We start from the raw sequence: 18,549 nt of genomic DNA, 5'->3' as shown, positions 1-18,549 counted from the left end.
ATGGAAATCTTCAACGTTGTCATCGCCGACGATCATCCCATCGTACTGCTGGGGGTGCGGGAACTGGTCGAGCGTGACCCACGCTTTCGCGTGGTCGGCGAAGCGGTGTGTTCCGATGGTCTGATCGAGCTGCTGAAGTCACAACCGGTGGACCTGTTGATCACCGATTTCAACATGCCCGGTGACTCGCCCTATGGTGACGGCCTGAAACTGGTGGAGTACGTGACCCGGCACTTTCCCGACGTGCGGGTGCTGGTTCTCACCATGATTTCCAACCCGTTGATCCTCACCCGCCTGCAGGAAATGGGCGTGCTGGCGGTGATTCAGAAAAATCAGCTGCACAATGAAATCGAGGTAGCACTCAAAGCGATCGCCAAGGGCAACCCGGTGCGCCAGCAAGGGCCTGCGCCGACCTCGGTGCTGGTCGACGGCGCCGATCTGGACGAACGTTTCTCCCGACTCTCGCCCAAGGAACATGAAATCCTGCGCCTGTTTGTTCAAGGACAGGGTGTCAACGAGATTGCCCGGGGATTGAACCGGAGTGCCAAAACCATCAGCACACAGAAAGTTTCTGCGATGCGCAAACTGGAAGTCAGCAGTGATCAGGAATTGTTGGCTTATTGCATAGAGCGCAACTTGTTCAACTAATCAAGCGTGCCCAGTTGTTGCAACTTTGCTGTTTCTAGGAATCGTCTGATGTTTCCCCGAGGGCCCGGCTTTTATCGTATTGCTTTAACCCCACCAATGGAAAAGCAACATGAAAAAGCTGTCTCGCACGCTTCTCGCCCTGTCGATTTTCGCTGCCGGTAATGTTCTCGCGGCCGATCCGGTTGTGCCTACCCAGGCTGGCAGCGGCACCATCAGTTTCACCGGTAACATCAACAACGATGCCTGCTCGATCGAAGGCGCCGGCAAGGATAAAACCATCTCGGTGAACATGGGCGAAGTGTCGATCAAGGACATGGGCACCGCCACCGCGCCGAAAGGCAACGGCACCCTGAGCGCCGAGAACTTCGACATGAAGATCAACTGCAACGCCGGCACCAAAGTGGCGATGATCTTCGAGCCGACCAAAGGCGCAGGCTCGGGTATCGCACCCGGCACCAAGGTGCTCAACCTGATCGACGGTCTGGGTGCGGCGAAAGGGATCGGTATCGCCTTGCTTGACTCCAATGGCGCAGTGATCGACCTGACTTCGCCGACCACCGCGCGCATTGAAAACACCTTGCAGGACAGCAATACCACGCTGAAATTCTCGGCAGCCTACGTGACCACGGTCGATCCAAAACTGGCGGTTGCCGGTCGTGGCGACGCGACCCTGCCGTTCACCCTGCAATACGAATAAACCGCGCGATTCGTCGAGCACTGTGCGGGGCCCGCCAACGGCCCTGCACTTTCCTTCACTCTGCGCGGTAACTCGTCATGTTTCTACGTCATTCCCTGTCCCTCTGCGTGGGCCTTCTGGGCCTGTTTGCCATCAATCAAGCCACGGCCGGCATTTCCCTGAGCAGCACCCGGCTAATCTTCGACGGCAAGCATAAAGAAGCCAGTATCACCGTGCGCAACAGCGGCGCCGACGTGTTGATCCAGTCCTGGGTTGATACCGACAGCGACGAAGCCGGCACGGTACCTTTCGCTGTAACCCCGCCGCTGGTGCGGGTCAGCGGCGATGAACAGCAGATTCTACGCGTCATCTATGAAGGCGCCGGCATGCCCGGCGACCGCGAGTCGGTGGTGTGGTTGAACGTGCAGGAAATCCCTCAATCGGCGAAAACCGCAAACACCCTGCAACTGGCTGTGCGCCAGCGCATCAAGGTGTTCTTCCGCCCTGCCGGGCTGAAAAACAACGCTTGGCAGGCACCGGCCGAGTTGACCTGGCGACTGACCGAGCGCGCTGGCAAGAGCGTGCTGGTGATGAAAAACCCTGGCCTGTATCACGTGTCGATTGCCGATCTCACCGTGCAATCCGGCGCAACCAGCGAGCACCCGTTTGATTCAACAATGATCGCGCCCGGCGAACAAAAAGAGTTCGCCCTCAAGCAACTTCACGCGGGCAGTTCCCTGCGCCTGTTATTCAGCAGCATCAACGACTACGGCGCCAGAGACCGTTATGTCGCGCAACTTTCCAGCGGCGCCGACGTTAGCGCCAGCCTGGATAAAGAATCGCCATAACTCGCGCGCTGCTTTAACAGCCGCACTTTCACTGTATTTCTCTTCGCTCCGTTAGTTCGTATCGGAGGTGATATAGGGTTCCTGCATGTTTTTACTCAAGCGCGATGGCCTGGCGCCGTTTTCGGTTGCTCTGGTATTCAGTACAACTTGCCTGGCCGACGGCGAAGAACAATTCAATACCTCGTTTCTGCAAGGCGCGACATCCGCCGTCGATTTGCAATCGCTGCTCGCCGGCAGCCGCGTCCTCCCCGGCACTTATCGGATCGATCTGTATGGTAATGACATGCTGGTTGGCCGCCGCGATATCGACTTTCGCCGCCTTCCCGACAGCAACAAGGTCGAAGCCTGCCTGACCGTAGACATGCTCACCCAGCTAGGCGTCGATATTGGCAAGCTGCAGGCCAGCGGCAAGCTCGACGCCGTCGACCCGGTCGCCTGCCTCGACCTGCCCGCGTTGATCGACCACGCCACCGTTCGCTACGACATGCCGCGCCTGCGTTTGCTGGTCAGCGTGCCGCAAAGCGCCATGGAGCGTGGCCGCCGTGGTTATGTCGACCCGGCGATGTGGGACGAAGGTGTACCGGCGGCGTTCATCAACTATCAGCTGAGCAGCAATCGCAACAGCACCGACGCCGATACCACATTTGCCAATAACGTCGGCCTGCGCAACGGCATCAATCTGGGCGGCTGGCGCTTGCGCAACGAGTCCAACTTCAATAGCAGTACCGGCCGACCGAGCACATTCAAGAGCAACCGCAGCTATCTGCAACATGACGTCACCGCGCTGAAAGGCCAGTTCAGCGCCGGCGACATTTTTTCCGACGCCGACCTGTTCGACAGCGTGCGCTATCGCGGCCTGAAACTGGCGTCGGACAACGGCATGCGCGCCGACAGCGAGCGCGGTTATGCGCCGGTGATTCGTGGCATCGCGCAATCCAGCGCTACCGTGGAAATTCGCCAGAACGATTACATTCTCTACACCGCCAACGTGCCCCCCGGCCCGTTCGAGATCAGCGATATCTACCCCAGCGGCTCCAATGGCGATCTGGAAATCACTGTTATCGAAGCCGATGGCCGGCGCCGGGTGACGGTGCAGGCGTTTTCCAGCCTGCCGATCATGGTGCGCGAAGGGCAACTGAAATACAGCGTCTCGGCGGGCCGCTACAACAGCAACAGCGATGACCAGCAAACGCCGGAATTTATCAGCAGCACCGTGGCTTATGGCGTCAGCAGTAACCTGTCGGCGATTGTCGGCACCCAGGCCACGGAAAATTTTCAGGCCCTGTCGGTAGGAGCCGGGCGCAATACGGCGATCGGTGCAGTTTCCCTCGACCTGACCCACTCCAGCAGTCGCACCTTCGGCAGGACCGTCAAGGGCAACAGCCTGCGCGCGCTGTACGCCAAGACGTTCACCGGCACCGACACCAACTTCACCCTCGCCGCTTATCGCTATTCGACCGAGGGCTATCGCACCTTGAGCGAACACGTCGAAGAGCTGAGCCGCGAGGGCGAGCAACGCAGCGGCAACTCGAAAACCCGCACCGACCTGACCGTCAACCAGAGCCTTGGGCGCAACCAGCAGTTCGGCAGCATCTACCTCAACGCTAGCGATCAGCGCTACTGGGGACGCGGCGGTTCGCAAAGCCTGTCGGCCGGCTACAGCAATTATTGGGGCGAGGTCAGTTACAACCTCAGCGCGACCTACACCAAGGATGTCGGCAACTATGGCCCGGCGAACAACGACTCTTTGTTCAACCTCTCAGTGTCGTTTCCGCTGGGCTCCAAGCCCCGCGCGCCGCGAGCGTTCGTTTCGGCCAGCACGCAGAAAGATGACAGCAGCACCCAGGTCGGCATCAACGGCTTCCTGTCCGAAGACAGCGACACCTATTACTCGGTGCAGGGCGGCAGCAGCCGTACCGGTGGCAGCACGGGCTCGGCCAACCTCAGCACGCGAACTTCGGTGATGGACATCAGTGCCGGTTACAGCCAGGGACGTGGCTATAACTCGCAGAATCTCAACGTTGCCGGTTCGATAGTCGGCCACGCTGGCGGGATCAATCTTGGGCAGACCGTCGGCGAGACCTTCGCATTGGCGCAGGTCGAGGGTGTCGAAGGCGTGAAGATCGCTAGCTTCTCCGGGGCGAAAACCGCTGGCAACGGTTATGCCGTGGTGTCCAACGCGCAACCCTATCGGGTCAACTGGATCAGCCTCGACACCCGCGACCTGGGCGGTGATTTCGAAATCGAAAACGCCACCCAGCAAGTGGTACCGCGCCGAGGTGCAGTGGTGCTGGCACGCTACGCGAGCAAGACCGGACGCCGGGTGCAGTTCTCGCTGTTCGACGCGCAGCACCAGCCGATCCCGTTCGGCGCCGCACTGGAGGACGCGGCCGGCAAGCAACTGGCAATCTCCGACCCGAGCGGCAAGGCCTTGGCCCTGGTCGAGGACGACGCCGGCACCTTGACCATCAAATGGCAAGGCCAGCGCTGCGAAGCGCACTATGCACTGCCCGAGCGTGACAAGGCGTTGAACTACGAACGCGCCTCACTGATATGCCGCCCGGCGCCCCTGTAGGAGCGAACCTGCTCGCGAAGGCATTCATACAGCCATTTCCATGTTGACTGACCCAGCGCTTACGCGAGCAGGCTCGCTCCCACAATTGGAACCGGGTATATCCGCCAGAGGCTGGTCGGCTATAAGGCCGCCATCGCTGGCAAGCCAGCTCCCACAGGGATTAGCGTAGACCCGCTATTCATTCGAATCTTTGAGATAGCTATCGCGAGCAGGCTCACTCCTACAAGGGGAACGCAGTCCAACTGTGGGAGCGAGCCTGCTCGCGAAGGGCGCGACTCGGTTCAAATGAGCAGGTGTGCGCTAGAAATCGCGTTTGTAGAAGATATCCAGCGAACTGGCCACGCCGCTGGCCGCTTCGACATAGACCTTCTTGCTCAGCTTGTAGCGCAAGGCGATGGTGCTGGCCGGTTCGAACACGCCGACGCCGTAGCGCAGGCTGAGTTTCTCGGAGATGTTGCCGCTGGCGACGACGCTGGTGTCGTTGCCGCTGCCCTGAGTGTCAAGCTGGAAATCCTGAATCCCCAAGTCCTTGGCCAGGCCACTGGTCACCCCGGCACTGCCCATCAAGCCCAGGCCCAATGCGGCTTGCGCGAGCATGTTGTTGTCTTCGCCATTGGTGCTCAGCGGGCGTCCCAGCACCAGATAGGACAAGGCTTGCTCCTGACTCATGGCCGGTTCGGAGAAGATTTGCGTCGTCGGCTGTTCGGCGCTGCCACTGAGCCGGATGCCGGCGATGACGTCGTCGGTCTGGCGAATCGCCTCGATGTCCAGATACGGCTGGTCGATGGGGCCGGCAAACAACAGACGCGCACGCCGCACCGTCAGGCGCTGCCCGTAGGCGCGGTATTTGCCGTCGTTGAGCCAGAGTTCGCCACGGGTGTCCATGTTGTCGCCGATGTGCACCTGACCTTGCAGATTGGCAGTCAGGCCAAAACCGGCAAAACTCAACTTGTCCTGGCCGACGATGACATCGATGTCCATTTTCATCGCGATGGGCGGTTTGCCCTCTTCGGTCTGCGCCCCGACAATGATGGTGTCGTCGGAGACTTTCACCGTCGACGGCGGTAGCTCGCGCACGGTGATTTCGCCCTTTGGCACCAGCACCTTGCCGGCAATTTTCAGCTCATCGCCGGCCATGGAAATTTTCAGATCCGGGGCCATCTCAAGCTTGGCGTAGGGTTCGACGCTGACCGGCAATTGCGTGCCCTTGAGTGCCAGGTCGACCACCAGCGCCGGCCCCCAGGCCACATCACCGTTGAGGCTGCCCTGCCCGCGCGGGCCACTTTTCCAGCCGCCGTCCAGACGCACCGCTTCGCCAGCGATCACCGCTTTGAGCTGCAAATCCTGCAACTCCATCGGCAGTTCGGCGCCAGACACTTCGCCGTCGCTGAGCTGCACGGTGCCATTGACCAATGGCGCGAGCAGGCCGCCGGAAAGCGTGCCGCTGCCGTTGAGGTGCCCGGTCAGTTTCTCCACCATCGGCACAAACGGCCGCGCCACGGACACGTCCAGACCGGTGAGGCGGAACGAGCCCGTCAGCGGTTTGTTTTTCGGCAGTGGATTGAGCTGCGCCTGCACCATCAACTCGCCCAGTTTGCCGCCGACGAAGTTGAGTTCGGTGTCGACGCGCTTGGGCGTGAGTTTGCTGGTGAGCTTGAGCGTCTGGTACGGAAAGTCCAGCCACTGCTCTTTGTCACGCACACGCAGGGTGCCACCACTGGCATCGACACTGACCACGCCGTTCGGGCCGCTCGCTGGCAGGTCCAGTTGCAGATCGGCGTTGAGCCGGCCCTGCCAGGCGAAGTCTTTCGGCAGCCATTGCGCGAGGCTTTCGATCGGGAATTGCTTGAGGTGATAGCGCAGTTTTGGCTCGGGCATCAGGCGCTGGTCTTCACCACACAGGCTGGCGTTGCCGGACAGCCAGCAATGCGCGCCGAAGTTGATCTGGCCGTCCGCCAGGCGTTCCAGTCTGGCCGGACTTTGCAGCCTCCAGTCCTGACCGCCAACCTGAATGTCGCCGCTGGCCAGCCGCCCGCGCCAGTTGCCCTTGTCGAGATTGCCGTCCAGACCCAGCGCCAGTTTCAGCTTCGGTCCGATCAGGTCGAGGTTGAGTTTCTGGCTTTTGATATCGCCCTGAGCATTGGCCGTCAGGGTGCCCAGCGAGGTATCGCCCGCGTGAATGCCGCTGCCTTTCAAATCGATCTTCGCCCGTTGCGCACTGTCGAGGGTGGCGTCGAGGTTAAGGCTTTGCAGGCGATTGTCCTCAAACACCAGCTGCGAACCTTGCAGATTCAACTTGCCTTGCGGCGTTTTCAGCGTGCCGGCTGCGTTGAGCTGGCCGTTGATCTGCCCGCGCAACTGCGGCCACAGCTGGGCCAGTCGCGGCAATTTGATGTCGATCTGTCCGCTGAGTTTTTCGTGCAGGCTGCCCTTGCCGCTGATGTGGTTATCGCCGAGGCGGATTTGCAGGGCGTTGAGGTTCCACTGCTCGCCGGCACCGTCAGCCTTGGCTTGCAGAATCGCCGGTTGACCGCGCAGTTTGCCTTTGAGGTCGAGGTCGGCGCTGAGGCTCAGCCGATCGTTCTTCATCTCGCCTTTGCTCTTCAGCGGCCCGGCCAGGGTGCCCGGCAGTTCCGCGACCCAATACGCCGGGTTGAGCGCCGACAGATCCAGCGCGGTATCCCAGGCGATACCGTCGGCGAAGCGCACATTGACGTGCCCTTCTGCCTTGCCCTGTCCGGCCTGCATGACAAGTTGCGGCAAGGCGATCTGTTCGAGGCTGCCGCTGAACGGACTGCTCAGGGTGAACGCACCGGCCGGGCCATCCAGCGCGGCGGCGAAGTTGCCCAGATATTGTCCGTCGGTGTAGGAGACTTCGCCGGTGAATGTGCGCAATGCGACTTGCGGCTCGTCGATCTCCGGATAGAGCCGATGCCAAGGGAAGTCTTGCCAGTTGATGTTGGCCTGGGCGCTGAGGCCTTTGCTCCAGTCGACATTGCCGGTGAGCTTGAGGCTTTGCGTGTCGTTGGCGTTGAGGTCGAGCCCGGCGATTTGCGCGCCGTTGGCGTCGACCTTGCCTTTGAGCAACAGCGCCACTGGCGATTTTTCGGCGGGCAAGGTTGCGTTGCCAAGCAGTTGATAGCCGTTTTTCAGGTCGCCTTCGCCCGTCAGTACAAGTTGATTGAATTGCAGGGTGTCAGGCAGATCGGCGCTGGGTTTGAACGCGTCGCTGGTGATGCGCACCTTGGCCGGGAGATTTTCCGCCAGCGCTTGCAGTTCACCGCTCAACTGGCCGTCGAGGTAGCCACGGCTGTCGGCTTGCAGGTTGAGGGTTTTGAGCAAATCGCCGTCGACCTTCAGCGCCAGTGTCCACGGTTCAGTGCCCGGCGCCGGCAAAGTCAGATCGCCTTGGATGTTTAGCGGCCAGTTACCGGTCGGTTGCAGCAGGCCGGACAGGTTCAGGCTGAGTTCGTCGCGCTGCAATTTCACGCTGTCGATCTGCAAGCCCTGAGCAGTCCAGTGCGCCGCCAGTTGCAAGCCCTTGAGCTGTTCGCTGCCGTTGAACAACAGGCTGCCCACCTCGACATCGCCCAGTTCAATAGCCAGCGGCAATTGCAGATCAGGCAGTTTGATCGGGCCGTTCTCGGTGGTTTCTTCGCTCGGTGGAAACTGCAGACTCACCTGATCGGCCTTGAGCTGATCGATGCACAAGGTCATGCGTGTCAGGCACAGCGGCGACCAGGCGAAGATGGCCTTGTTCAGCTCGACGCGGCTGGTGTCCTGCTCCCAGAGCAGATGATCGGCGCTCCATTGACCACCGAGGCGACCGTTGAAATTCTCCACGTTCAAGCCCGGCACCAAGCCCAACGCCCAGCGGCTGCCCGCCTGCGTGCCAAGCAATGCCGCAAGGCTCAAGACCGCCAACAAGACCAGCGCCAAAACCGTCAGCGCCGTTATTTTCAAACCACGCTTCACAGCTCAGGCCCCATGGAAAAGTGCAGCCGGATGCCGCCGTCGTCGTCCAGCGCGTGGGCCAGGTCGAGGCGGATCGGCCCGACCGGCGAGACCCAGCGCACACCCACACCGACCCCGGTCTTGAGGTTCGGCAGTTCGAGTTTGTTGAAAGAGTTGCCCTGGTCGACAAAGGTCGCGACCCGCCATTTCTCGGCGACCGAATACTGATATTCGACGCTGCCGGCGACCATATAACGGCCGCCGATGCGGTCGCCCTTGGAGTTTTTCGGCGACAGGCTCTGATAGTCGTAACCGCGCACGCTCTGGTCGCCACCGGCAAAAAAGCGCAGCGACGGCGGAATCGAGTTGTAGCCGTTGGTGGCGCTGCCGCCGACTTGTACGCGACCGAGCAGACGGTGCTTGTCGAAGACGGTGGTCAGGCCTTTGACCAACGCCGTGCCATAAAGAAGGTTGTTGTCCGAACCGAGGCCTTCCTTCGCCACTTTGCTTTCGAAACTCAGGCGATAGCCGTTGCGCGGGTCGATGCGGTTGTCACTTTTCAGGTACGAATAACTGATGCCGGGCATCAGCAAGGTACTCAAACCGGAGTCGTCGCCGAGTTCGTATTCCTCGCGCTGCCATTTCAACGAGATCACCCGTTGCCAGCCGCTGGGCAACTTGCTGTGCCATTCCGGGCCGAAGGTGAGCAGTTTGCTCAACGTGTCGGAGCCTTCAATGTCCTCGAATTGATAACCGCCGGCCCAGCGCAGTTTGTCGGTCAGCGGCGGGTCGAGGGGAATGTCGTAGAACAGCCCGACGTTTTGCCGTGGCGCCGACAGCTCGGCTTCCCAACCATAGCTGTCGCCCTGCGGATTGACCCAGTGCCGCGTCCAGTTAGCCCTGACTCGCGGGCCGACGTCGGTCGAGTAACCGAGACCCAGGCCCATGGTCCGTGGTTTGCGCGTGTCGAGCTTGACGTCCACCGGGATCACATCGTTCTTCGCCGCGGTCGGCGCGGCGTCGACACGCACGCCTTCAAAATAGCCGCTCGATTGCAGGTCGCGGTTGAGTTCGGCGATCAGTTCGGAGTCGTAGGGTTCGCCTGCCTTGAATGGCACCATGCGTTGCAGCAGGTCTTCGTCGAACGGCGTGTCGCCTTCGAAACTGACTTTGCCCAGCGCATAACGCGGGCCGCTGTCGTAGATCAATTCAATGTCGGCCACACCCGCGCGCGGGTCGACCAAAAGCTTTTGGCTGGTGAAGCGACCGCTGAAGAAACCGAAACGCGAGGCCTGGTTCTGGATCACTCGCTTGGCGTCTTCGTAGCGGCCATGGTTGAGTGGCGCACCGGATTTGAGCTGATCGCTCTTCGGTACGCGAAAGGATTTGAGCGAGGCCGCCGGGCCGTCGACGCGGATGATGACGTTGCGCAGGCGAATCGGCTCGCCGGGGTCGATGTTCAGCACCAGGCGCGGTTTATCGCCGCCCCTGACGTCACTTTCAATCTGCGCCTGGTAATAGCCCAACGCCTGGGCAGCCTTGCGCGCCTGCTCCTCGGCACCGCGACTGAAGCGCTGCAAGGCTTCTTCGTCGCGGTCGCCGAGGCTGCCGATATAGCCTTCTATATTGGCCTTGAGTTCATCGTTGGACGGTTTGATCCGCACATCCAATTCACTTTGCGCCAGCGCCGCGCAGCTGGATAACAGCATCAGCACGCCACTGGTAAATCTTCCTGGAAACTTCATAGGCGCGGATGCTATCACGGGCTTGGGAGCCTGATAGAACAGGAAATTTCTGAAGAAGTTCGATGATTAACCCGTTGCTGTTTGTAACACCTGCGGATTGGCGTGGAAAAAGACGTGTTCGCGCACCGGCCCGACGGCAACCTCGCCGATCTCCTGATAACCCTGCCTTTTATAGAATTCCAGGTAGCGCGGGTTGCCGGTGTCGAGCACCACGCCTTGCGAGGTTTCATCCACCGCGCACCAGTTGTGCACCGCCGTCAGCAATTGTTCGCCGTAGTGCTTGCCCTGAAACTGCGGGTGTACGCCGAGCAACGGCAGCATGTGCACCGAGTCACCGGGCACGCACGCCGCGACGGCATCGTGATATTCCAGATAGCGGCGGGTGCAGCGAAACCCGGTGCTGAGCACCATGCGCAGGCGCCATGCCCAACTTTCGGTGATACCGAGGCGACGTTGTGGCGGTGCAATCAAGGCAATGCCGATCAGTCGGTCGTTGACCAGCAGGCCGATGGCGGGCAGGTCCTGCAAAAAATGCTGTTTGACCAGTTCGCGCACCGTCGCGCGCACGCGCTGTTCATAACCGGGGCGCTCGGCTTCGAACAGATACCCGAAGGTCGGTTCGTGGCGATAGGCCTGATACAGCAACGAGCGGGCTTCGCGGGAATAGCCGCGGTCGAGCATATGAATGTCGGCGATGGCGGTCTGGGTTTCAGGCATGACGGTGGATCTCCCCGGGGCGCGCTCGGAGGATGGCGCGCTTGTTGGTACGAACCTTTTCGCGGTGGCGTGGTTCCCTCACAGGTTAGACCAGCCCTGGATCTTCATCGAATGTGGGGACGCTATCGCGAGCAGGCGAAGGCCTACATTTTGGAATGCGTTCCCCTGTAGGAGTGAGCCTGCTCGCGATAGCGTCATCACTAACAACATGAATCCCACAGGTGAAATTGATTTCTCCCACACTGGCCCATCTCCCCCATGTCAGCTAGCATCGCCCTTTTGCCAGGACTGCCGACCATGAAGATCGTTTCCTTCAACATCAACGGACTGCGTGCCCGTCCGCATCAGCTGGCAGCGCTGATCGAAAAACACCAGCCGGATGTGATCGGCCTGCAGGAAACCAAGGTTCACGACGACCAGTTCCCCCTCGACGACATCCGCGCGCTCGGCTACCACGTGTATTTCCATGGCCAGAAAGGCCACTACGGTGTGGCCCTGCTGTCACGCCGCGAGCCGATTGCCATCCACAAAGGCTTCGCCACTGACGACGAAGACGCCCAGCGCCGTTTCATCTGGGGCACTTTTGCTGATGCCAATGGCGTGCCGGTGACGATCATGAACGGCTATTTCCCCCAGGGTGAAAGCCGCGACCACCCGACCAAATTCCCCGCCAAGCAGCGTTTCTACAGCGACCTGCAAGCGCTGCTGGAAAGCCAGTTCCATAACGAACAGCCGCTGGTGGTGATGGGCGATGTGAACATTTCCCCGGAAGACTGCGACATTGGCATCGGCCCGGACAACATGAAGCGCTGGCTTAAAACCGGCAAATGCAGCTTCCTGCCCGAAGAGCGCGAATGGATGGCGCGCCTGAAGAACTGGGGCCTGACCGACAGCTATCGTCATCTCAACCCGGACGTGACGGACATGTTCAGCTGGTTCGACTACCGCAGCCGTGGGTTTGAGGATGAGCCCAAGCGCGGGCTGCGAATTGACGTGATTCTCGCGTCCAACGGCTTGCTGCCGCGGGTCAAGGATGCCGGTGTGGACTACGAACTGCGCGGGATGGAAAAGCCGTCGGACCATGCGCCGATCTGGCTTGAACTGGCCTGATTTCCAGCATCACCACGATCCCCCTGTAGGAGTGAGCCTGCTCGCGATAGCGTAGTGTCAGTCGACGCAAATGTTGACTGATATATGGCTATCGCGAGCAGGCTCACTCCTACAAAGGACCGTTGTCATCTCCAAGTCATCTTTCTGACTTAATCTCCCCGGCAATCCCCTTGGCTTGATTCGGTGCCGGCATGACCCTGCGTGTTCTGTTCGTCTTTCTCTCGAGTGCCTGGCTGACGGTGGCTGCCGCCGCCCTGCCCATTCCGGAAAACGGCCCGGCGTTGCGCATTCAAGGTTCCAACACCATCGGCGCCGAACTCGGCCCGGCGCTGGTTGAAGGCCTGCTGCAGGAACAGGGCTTGCTGAAAGTCCACCGCGAAACCCCGGACACCGCCAACGAACAACGCATCGTCGGCCAGACCGCCCAAGGTCAACGCGTGGTCGTCGACGTTGCCGCCCACGGTTCCAGCACCGGCTTCACCGCGTTGAAAAACGCCAGCGCCGATCTGGCCGCCGCCTCCCGTGAGATCAAGGACAGCGAACTGCTCAGCCTGCAATCACTCGGCGATCTGAAGAGTCCTGCCGCCGAACAAGTCATCGCCATCGATGGCCTGGCGATCATCCTTCATCCCGACAATCCCCTTCAGCAACTGGACACCGCCCAACTGGCGCGAATCTTCGCCGGTGAAGTGAAAACCTGGGAAGCCCTCGGCGGTCGTGGCGGGGCCATCCATTTATATGCGCGGGATGATCAGTCCGGCACGTACGACACGTTCAAGGAACTGGTCCTCAGTCGTCATGGGAAAAGTCTGAGCAGCGCAGCGAAAAGGTTTGAAGCCAGCGAGCAATTGTCCGATGCGGTCAGCAGCGATCCGCAAGCCATCGGTTTCATCGGCCTGCCTTATGTGCGTCAGGCCAAAGCGCTGGCGATTGCCGATGGCGCATCGCAAGCGATGTTGCCGCTCAACAGCCTGATCGCCACCGAAGATTATCCGTTATCCCGGCGGCTGTTTTTCTACCTGCCGCCCGACAGCCAGAATCCGTGGGCGCAGGCCTTGGCGGCGTTTGCGCAAAGCCCCGAGGGCCAGGCGATTGTCGCCGCCAGCGGGTTTATCAGTCAGAACGTACACGCCATGACCGTCGCGCCGAATGCGCTGATGCCCGAGGGCTATCAATCGCTCAGCCGTCACGCCCAGCGTCTGACGGTGAATTTTCGTTTTGAAGAAGGCAGCGCGAGCCTGGACAACAAGGCCCGGCAGGATCTGGCGCGGGTGTTCGACTATATAAAGCGTCACGGCAAGATGGATCGGGCGGTGACGCTGGTGGGTTTTGGCGATCTCAAGGATGATCCGGCGCGCGCCGATCTGCTGTCCAGACTGCGGGCGATGACGGTGCGCCGCGAGCTGGTCAAGAATGGCGTGGTGTTGCGCGAGGTGCGCGGGTTCGGCGCGTTGATGCCGGTGGCGGCTAATAGCGCCGATGAGGGACGGATCAAGAATCGGCGGGTTGAGGTTTGGGTGTATTGATCCGGATCCTGTGGTGGTGAATTCGAAGGCCCCTTCGCGAGCAAGCCCGCTCCCACATTTTGATCGCATTTCAACTGGACGAATGCGGTCGAATGTGGGAGCGGGCTTGCTCGCGAAGAACGATGACGCGGTCTCGGATCAGCGCTCGCTACGCAGCATCTCCTTCGGCACATATTTGCCGATCTCGAACTTGCCGATCGCCGCGCGGTGCACTTCGTCCGGGCCATCGGCCAGGCGCAGGGTGCGCTGCATGGCATACATATAGGCCAGCGGGAAATCGTTCGACACCCCCGCCCCGCCATGCATCTGAATGGCGCGGTCGATCACTCGCAGCGCAACGTTTGGCGCCACCACTTTGATCTGGGCGATTTCGCTTTTCGCCACTTTGTTGCCGACCGTGTCCATCATGTACGCCGCTTTCAATGTCAGCAGACGCGCCATGTCGATCTCCATCCGCGAGTCGGCGATCTTGTCGACATTGCCGCCCAGGCGTGCGAGCGGTTTGCCGAACGCGGTGCGGCTCACCGAACGCTTGCACATCAGTTCCAAGGCACGTTCAGCCATGCCGATCGAACGCATGCAGTGATGAATCCGGCCCGGCCCGAGGCGACCCTGAGCGATTTCGAAGCCGCGCCCTTCGCCAAGCAGGACGTTTTCGTAAGGCACGCGCACGTTGTCGAACAGCACTTCGGCATGACCGTGCGGTGCATCGTCGTAACCGAACACCGGCAGCGGACGGACAATTTTTACCCCGGGGGTATCGACCGGGACGAGGATCATCGAGTGCTGGGCGTGACGCGGGGCGTCGGGATTGCTCAGGCCCATGAAGATCAGAATCTTGCAGCGCGGATCGCAGGCGCCGGAAGTCCACCATTTTTTGCCGTTGATCACCCACTGATCGCCATCGCGCACCGCGCTGGCGGCCATGTTGGTCGCGTCCGAAGACGCCACGTCCGGCTCGGTCATGGCGAACGCCGAACGGATCTCGCCGCGCAGCAGCGGTTCCAGCCAGCGCTGTTTCTGCTCTTCGTTGGCATAGCGCACCAGCACTTCCATGTTGCCGGTGTCCGGCGCCGAGCAGTTGAACGGCTCCGGCCCCAGCAGGGAACGGCCCATGATTTCCGCCAGCGGCGCGTATTCGAGGTTGCTCAGGCCGGCACCGAGTTCGGACTCAGGCAGAAACAGATTCCACAGACCTTCAGCCTTGGCCTTGGCTTTGAGCTCTTCCATGATCGCCGTCGGCTGCCAGCGATCACCTTCGGCGACCTGGCGTTCGAACACCGCTTCGGCCGGGTAAACGTAAGTGTCCATGAACGCAGTCACGCGCTCACGCAGTTCTTGCACCTTGGGCGAATAAGCGAAATCCATGAGCAGCTCCCGATGGTTAAGGCAGTTCTTGCAGAGGTTGTTCAAGTCATGCAATCGATGCTAGAACAGCGCTGATCATTTACCTAGCCTATTCTCGGCGTGTATAAACATTCATCACCAATATATGATCCGCTGATCGTCAGCCCCAAAACACTTGCACTTAATAACAAGAGAAGCCGCGTTATGAATCTGAGTAAGGTCGACCTCAACCTTTTCATCGTCTTCGACGCGATCTACACCGAAGCCAACCTGACCCGCGCCGGGCAGATTGTCGGCATCACGCAGCCGGCGGTGTCGAACGCGCTGGCACGGTTGCGCGAAACCTTCAACGACCCGCTGTTTGTGCGCACGGCTCAAGGCATGGTGCCGACGCCGATGGCGCAGAACATCATCGGCCCGGTGCGCAACGCCCTGTCGCTATTGCGCGTGTCGGTGCAGGAAAGTCGCATTTTCAACCCGGCGCAGGCGGTCAAGACCTACCGCATCAGCATGACCGACCTCACTGAAGCGATAATCCTGCCGCCACTGTTCCAGCGCTTGCGCCGCCTGGCGCCGACGGTGATTATCGAAAGCTTTCTGTCCAAACGTCGGGAAACCACCAAGGAACTGGCGGCCGGGCGTCTGGATTTCGCCGTGGATGCGCCGCTCAACACTGACCCACAGGTGCGCCACGTCAAGCTGATGGACGACCGTTACGTCTGTGCGATGCGCAAGGGCCATCCGATGGCGGGCAAGGACAAACTCAGCCTCGATGACTACCTGTCGCTGACTCACATCCATATTTCCAGCCGCCGCAGCGGTCTGGGTTATGTCGATCTGGCACTGGGCAAAATGGGCATCCAGCGCAAGATCGCACTGCGCTCGCAGCATTATCTGATGGCCTCGCAAGTGATGCAGCAGACCGACATGGTCATGACCGTACCGGAGCGGTTTGCCCGCCGGCATGAACTGCAGGCGTTCAATTTGCCGGTCAACGATGTGCCGTCGGTGGAGACGCATCTGTATTGGCATGAAAGCACCGACCAGGACCCGGCCAACCGCTGGATGCGCGAACAGATGATCGAGTTGTGCCAGCAGGTGACGGCGCAGGAGAAGAAGCTGGATAAGGTGTAGGGCGTTTTACCGGGTTATCGTTCTTCGCGAGCAAGCCCGCTCCCACATTCGACCGCATTCCTTCAGTTGGAATGCAATTCAATGTGGGAGCGGGCTTGCTCGCGAAGAGGCCAACAAATGCAGCGAAGATCTTGAGCCTTGACGTAAACGTAAACCACCGATTAGCTTAGCGCCACGCCCCCTTTCCGAGCGCTTTCATGAGCAGTCAGACTTACAGCATTTCCGACCTCGCCCGCGAGCTGGACATCACCACCCGGGCGATCCGCTTTTATGAAGAGCAAGGCCTGCTCAGTCCTGAGCGTCGTGGCCAGGAACGCATTTACTCACCGCGCGACAAGGTCACGCTGAAACTGATCCTGCGTGGCAAACGCATCGGCTTCTCGCTGGCCGAATGCCGCGAGCTGATCGAGCTCTACGATCCGTCGAGCGGTAACACCAGACAGCTCAACAGCATGCTGGCGAAAATCAGCGAGCGCCGTGAACAGCTTGAGCAACAGTTGCTCGATATCGAACAGATGAAACTGGAACTCGATACCGCCGAAGAGCGCTGTGTGCAGGCGCTGGAGCAGACGCTCAAGAGCCAGCAGGTGGTCTAGCAAACACCACATCCCCCTGTAGGAGTGAGCCTGCTCGCGATAGCGGTGTATCAGAAAAAAATATGATGACTGACACTCCGCTATCGCGAGCAGGCTCACTCCTACAAAGGGATCTCCACGAATTCAACAGAGCAGGTCAGCCATGTCCCTCCCCTCTCAAGTACGCCTGATCGAAGTCGGCCCACGCGATGGCCTGCAGAACGAAGCCCAACCCATCAGCGTGGCCGACAAGGTGCAACTGGTCGATGCCCTCAGCGCTGCTGGCCTGGGCTATATCGAAGTGGGCAGTTTCGTCTCGCCCAAGTGGGTGCCGCAGATGGCCGGGTCGGCCGAGGTGTTCGCGCAGATCCAGCGTAAACCGGGGGTGACCTACGGCGCACTGGCGCCGAACCTGCGCGGCTTCGAAGATGCCGTTGCCGCCGGGGTCAAGGAAGTCGCGGTGTTTGCCGCCGCCTCCGAAGCCTTTTCGCAACGCAACATCAATTGCTCGATCAGCGAAAGCCTGGCGCGGTTCGCACCGATCATGGAGGCGGCCAGACAACACGGCGTTACCGTGCGTGGTTACGTTTCCTGTGTGTTGGGCTGCCCGTATGAAGGCACGGTCGCGCCGGAGCAAGTGGCGCTGGTCGCCCGCGAGCTGTACGCGATGGGCTGCTACGAGGTGTCGCTGGGCGACACCATCGGCACAGGGACCGCCGGGGCGACTCGACGCCTGTTCGAAGTGGTGTCGGCGCACGTGCCGCGAGACAAGCTCGCCGGGCATTTCCACGACACTTACGGCCAGGCCATGGCCAACATTTACGCCAGCCTGCTCGAAGGCATCGCCGTGTTCGACAGTTCGATCGCCGGCCTCGGCGGCTGTCCTTACGCCAAGGGCGCGAGCGGTAACGTTGCCACCGAGGACGTGGTGTACCTGCTCAACGGCCTGGGGATCGAGACCGGCATCGACCTGGACGCCTTGATTGTCGCGGGCCAGCAAATCAGCGCCGTGCTCGGTCGGCCCAGCGGCTCGCGCGTGGCCAAGGCGCGCAGCGCACAGTGAGGTGTTACCGCTGCGTCGACGATGTGGGGCAAAAACGAGTAACACGGAAACAAATTGTCTGGATTGCTCCGACCCGAAAAACTCTGAAAACCCTAAGCGCTTGATTTATAAGGGCTTTAAAAAGTTGGCACGACACCTGCTATCTCTATCGCATAACAAGAATAAAAAGCCGCAAACCAATAAAAACAAGACGAAACGACTCTGACATAACAAAAACAACACGGCAGAGACGCAGCTAACAGATTTTTTTGGAGAAGGTGTGCTTTTCAGGGTGCTCTCAGGAGTGACCCGCAACCGGGCAGAGAACAATAAAACTACCTTCAGGTAGCTCCCGAATCGGTTGGATCGCTTGGCGAGGAAGCAGATCAGCGCTCAAAAAAATACGTTTGCTCTTGACCCCGGATGGGGGTCGCCAAAACAGCGGTAAAGGGCCACGGTTGCCAAAAACAACAACAGACCGACCCTCAATAATAAAAAAAGAGCACGCGACGACAAAATTAAAGGGGAGCTTCGGCTCCCCTTTGTGCTTTCTGTAATCCCCGAAATCCCCCCAATTTCCTTGTGGGAGCGGGCTTGCTCGCGAAAGCGGTGTGCCATTCACACTTGCATTGACTGACACACCGCTTTCGCG

At 60.2% G+C, this 18,549-nt stretch carries 14 protein-coding genes; 9 read left to right on the top strand and 5 right to left on the bottom strand.

Going from position 1 to position 18,549, the window contains the following annotated elements; genetic code table 11:
• The 4 genes from HU765_RS19895 (at position 1) to HU765_RS19880 (ending at position 4,747) form a co-directional block, all read left to right on the top strand.
• A complete protein-coding gene (locus HU765_RS19895) occupies positions 1 to 648 on the top strand; it encodes a response regulator (RefSeq protein WP_186622467.1) in 648 nt (215 codons plus the stop codon).
• A 109-nt stretch (positions 649 to 757) separates the two neighbouring features.
• Positions 758 to 1,345 carry a fimbrial protein gene (locus HU765_RS19890; protein WP_186622465.1) on the top strand — a complete coding sequence of 196 codons (588 nt, stop codon included), beginning with the start codon at positions 758 to 760 and terminating at the stop codon, positions 1,343 to 1,345.
• Between the two features lie 77 nt (positions 1,346 to 1,422).
• Positions 1,423 to 2,172 carry a molecular chaperone gene (locus HU765_RS19885; protein ID WP_186622463.1) on the top strand — a complete coding sequence of 250 codons (750 nt, stop codon included), beginning with the start codon at positions 1,423 to 1,425 and terminating at the stop codon, positions 2,170 to 2,172.
• 85 nt (positions 2,173 to 2,257) lie between these two features.
• Positions 2,258 to 4,747, top strand: a complete 2,490-nt coding sequence (locus HU765_RS19880) for a fimbria/pilus outer membrane usher protein (protein ID WP_186622462.1) — start codon at positions 2,258 to 2,260, stop codon at positions 4,745 to 4,747.
• 300 nt (positions 4,748 to 5,047) lie between these two features.
• Here the strand turns inward: HU765_RS19880 and HU765_RS19875 are convergent, their stop codons facing one another.
• The 3 genes from HU765_RS19875 to HU765_RS19865 all read right to left on the bottom strand — a co-directional run bounded on the left by HU765_RS19875 (position 5,048) and on the right by HU765_RS19865 (position 11,163).
• Positions 5,048 to 8,722 (bottom strand): translocation/assembly module TamB domain-containing protein, encoded by a 3,675-nt coding sequence (locus tag HU765_RS19875; RefSeq protein ID WP_186622461.1) that lies wholly within the window; start codon positions 8,720 to 8,722, stop codon positions 5,048 to 5,050.
• Positions 8,719 to 10,446, bottom strand: coding sequence for an autotransporter assembly complex family protein (locus HU765_RS19870; RefSeq protein ID WP_186549918.1), 1,728 nt, complete (start codon positions 10,444 to 10,446; stop codon positions 8,719 to 8,721). Before HU765_RS19870 ends, HU765_RS19875 begins: the two co-directional genes overlap by 4 nt.
• Before the next feature lie 66 nt (positions 10,447 to 10,512).
• Positions 10,513 to 11,163 carry a GNAT family N-acetyltransferase gene (locus tag HU765_RS19865; protein WP_186534212.1) on the bottom strand — a complete coding sequence of 217 codons (651 nt, stop codon included), beginning with the start codon at positions 11,161 to 11,163 and terminating at the stop codon, positions 10,513 to 10,515.
• Positions 11,164 to 11,460: 297 nt separating this feature from the next.
• Here HU765_RS19865 and xthA point away from each other — a divergent pair, with 297 nt between their 5' ends.
• Both xthA and HU765_RS19855 read left to right on the top strand, forming a co-directional pair.
• A complete protein-coding gene (gene xthA / locus HU765_RS19860) occupies positions 11,461 to 12,273 on the top strand; it encodes an exodeoxyribonuclease III (RefSeq protein ID WP_186622460.1) in 813 nt (270 codons plus the stop codon).
• A 191-nt stretch (positions 12,274 to 12,464) separates the two neighbouring features.
• Positions 12,465 to 13,799, top strand: coding sequence for a phosphate ABC transporter substrate-binding/OmpA family protein (locus HU765_RS19855; protein ID WP_186622459.1), 1,335 nt, complete (start codon positions 12,465 to 12,467; stop codon positions 13,797 to 13,799).
• 138 nt (positions 13,800 to 13,937) lie between these two features.
• On the opposite strand, the gene HU765_RS19850 is transcribed toward HU765_RS19855, so the two are convergent.
• Positions 13,938 to 15,167: an acyl-CoA dehydrogenase gene (locus tag HU765_RS19850; RefSeq protein WP_186622458.1), complete on the bottom strand. Its 1,230-nt coding sequence runs from the start codon at positions 15,165 to 15,167 to the stop codon at positions 13,938 to 13,940.
• A 183-nt stretch (positions 15,168 to 15,350) separates the two neighbouring features.
• Between HU765_RS19850 and HU765_RS19845 the strand changes: the two genes are divergently transcribed.
• The 3 genes from HU765_RS19845 (at position 15,351) to HU765_RS19835 (ending at position 17,918) form a co-directional block, all read left to right on the top strand.
• Positions 15,351 to 16,280: a LysR family transcriptional regulator gene (locus HU765_RS19845; protein WP_186549908.1), complete on the top strand. Its 930-nt coding sequence runs from the start codon at positions 15,351 to 15,353 to the stop codon at positions 16,278 to 16,280.
• A gap of 197 nt (positions 16,281 to 16,477) precedes the next feature.
• Positions 16,478 to 16,876: a MerR family DNA-binding transcriptional regulator gene (locus HU765_RS19840; RefSeq protein ID WP_186549906.1), complete on the top strand. Its 399-nt coding sequence runs from the start codon at positions 16,478 to 16,480 to the stop codon at positions 16,874 to 16,876.
• Between the two features lie 142 nt (positions 16,877 to 17,018).
• Complete coding sequence (locus HU765_RS19835; protein WP_186622456.1) at positions 17,019 to 17,918, top strand: hydroxymethylglutaryl-CoA lyase; 900 nt, start codon at positions 17,019 to 17,021, stop codon at positions 17,916 to 17,918.
• A 277-nt stretch (positions 17,919 to 18,195) separates the two neighbouring features.
• Here the strand turns inward: HU765_RS19835 and HU765_RS26890 are convergent.
• On the bottom strand, positions 18,196 to 18,549 hold a 354-nt coding region (locus tag HU765_RS26890; RefSeq protein ID WP_238344734.1), incomplete at its 5' end, for a hypothetical protein.

Source organism: Pseudomonas sp. SWRI81, assembly GCF_014268545.1.
Taxonomy (GTDB): domain Bacteria; phylum Pseudomonadota; class Gammaproteobacteria; order Pseudomonadales; family Pseudomonadaceae; genus Aquipseudomonas; species Aquipseudomonas hamedanensis.
This window is presented reverse-complemented; position numbering and strand designations above follow the sequence as displayed.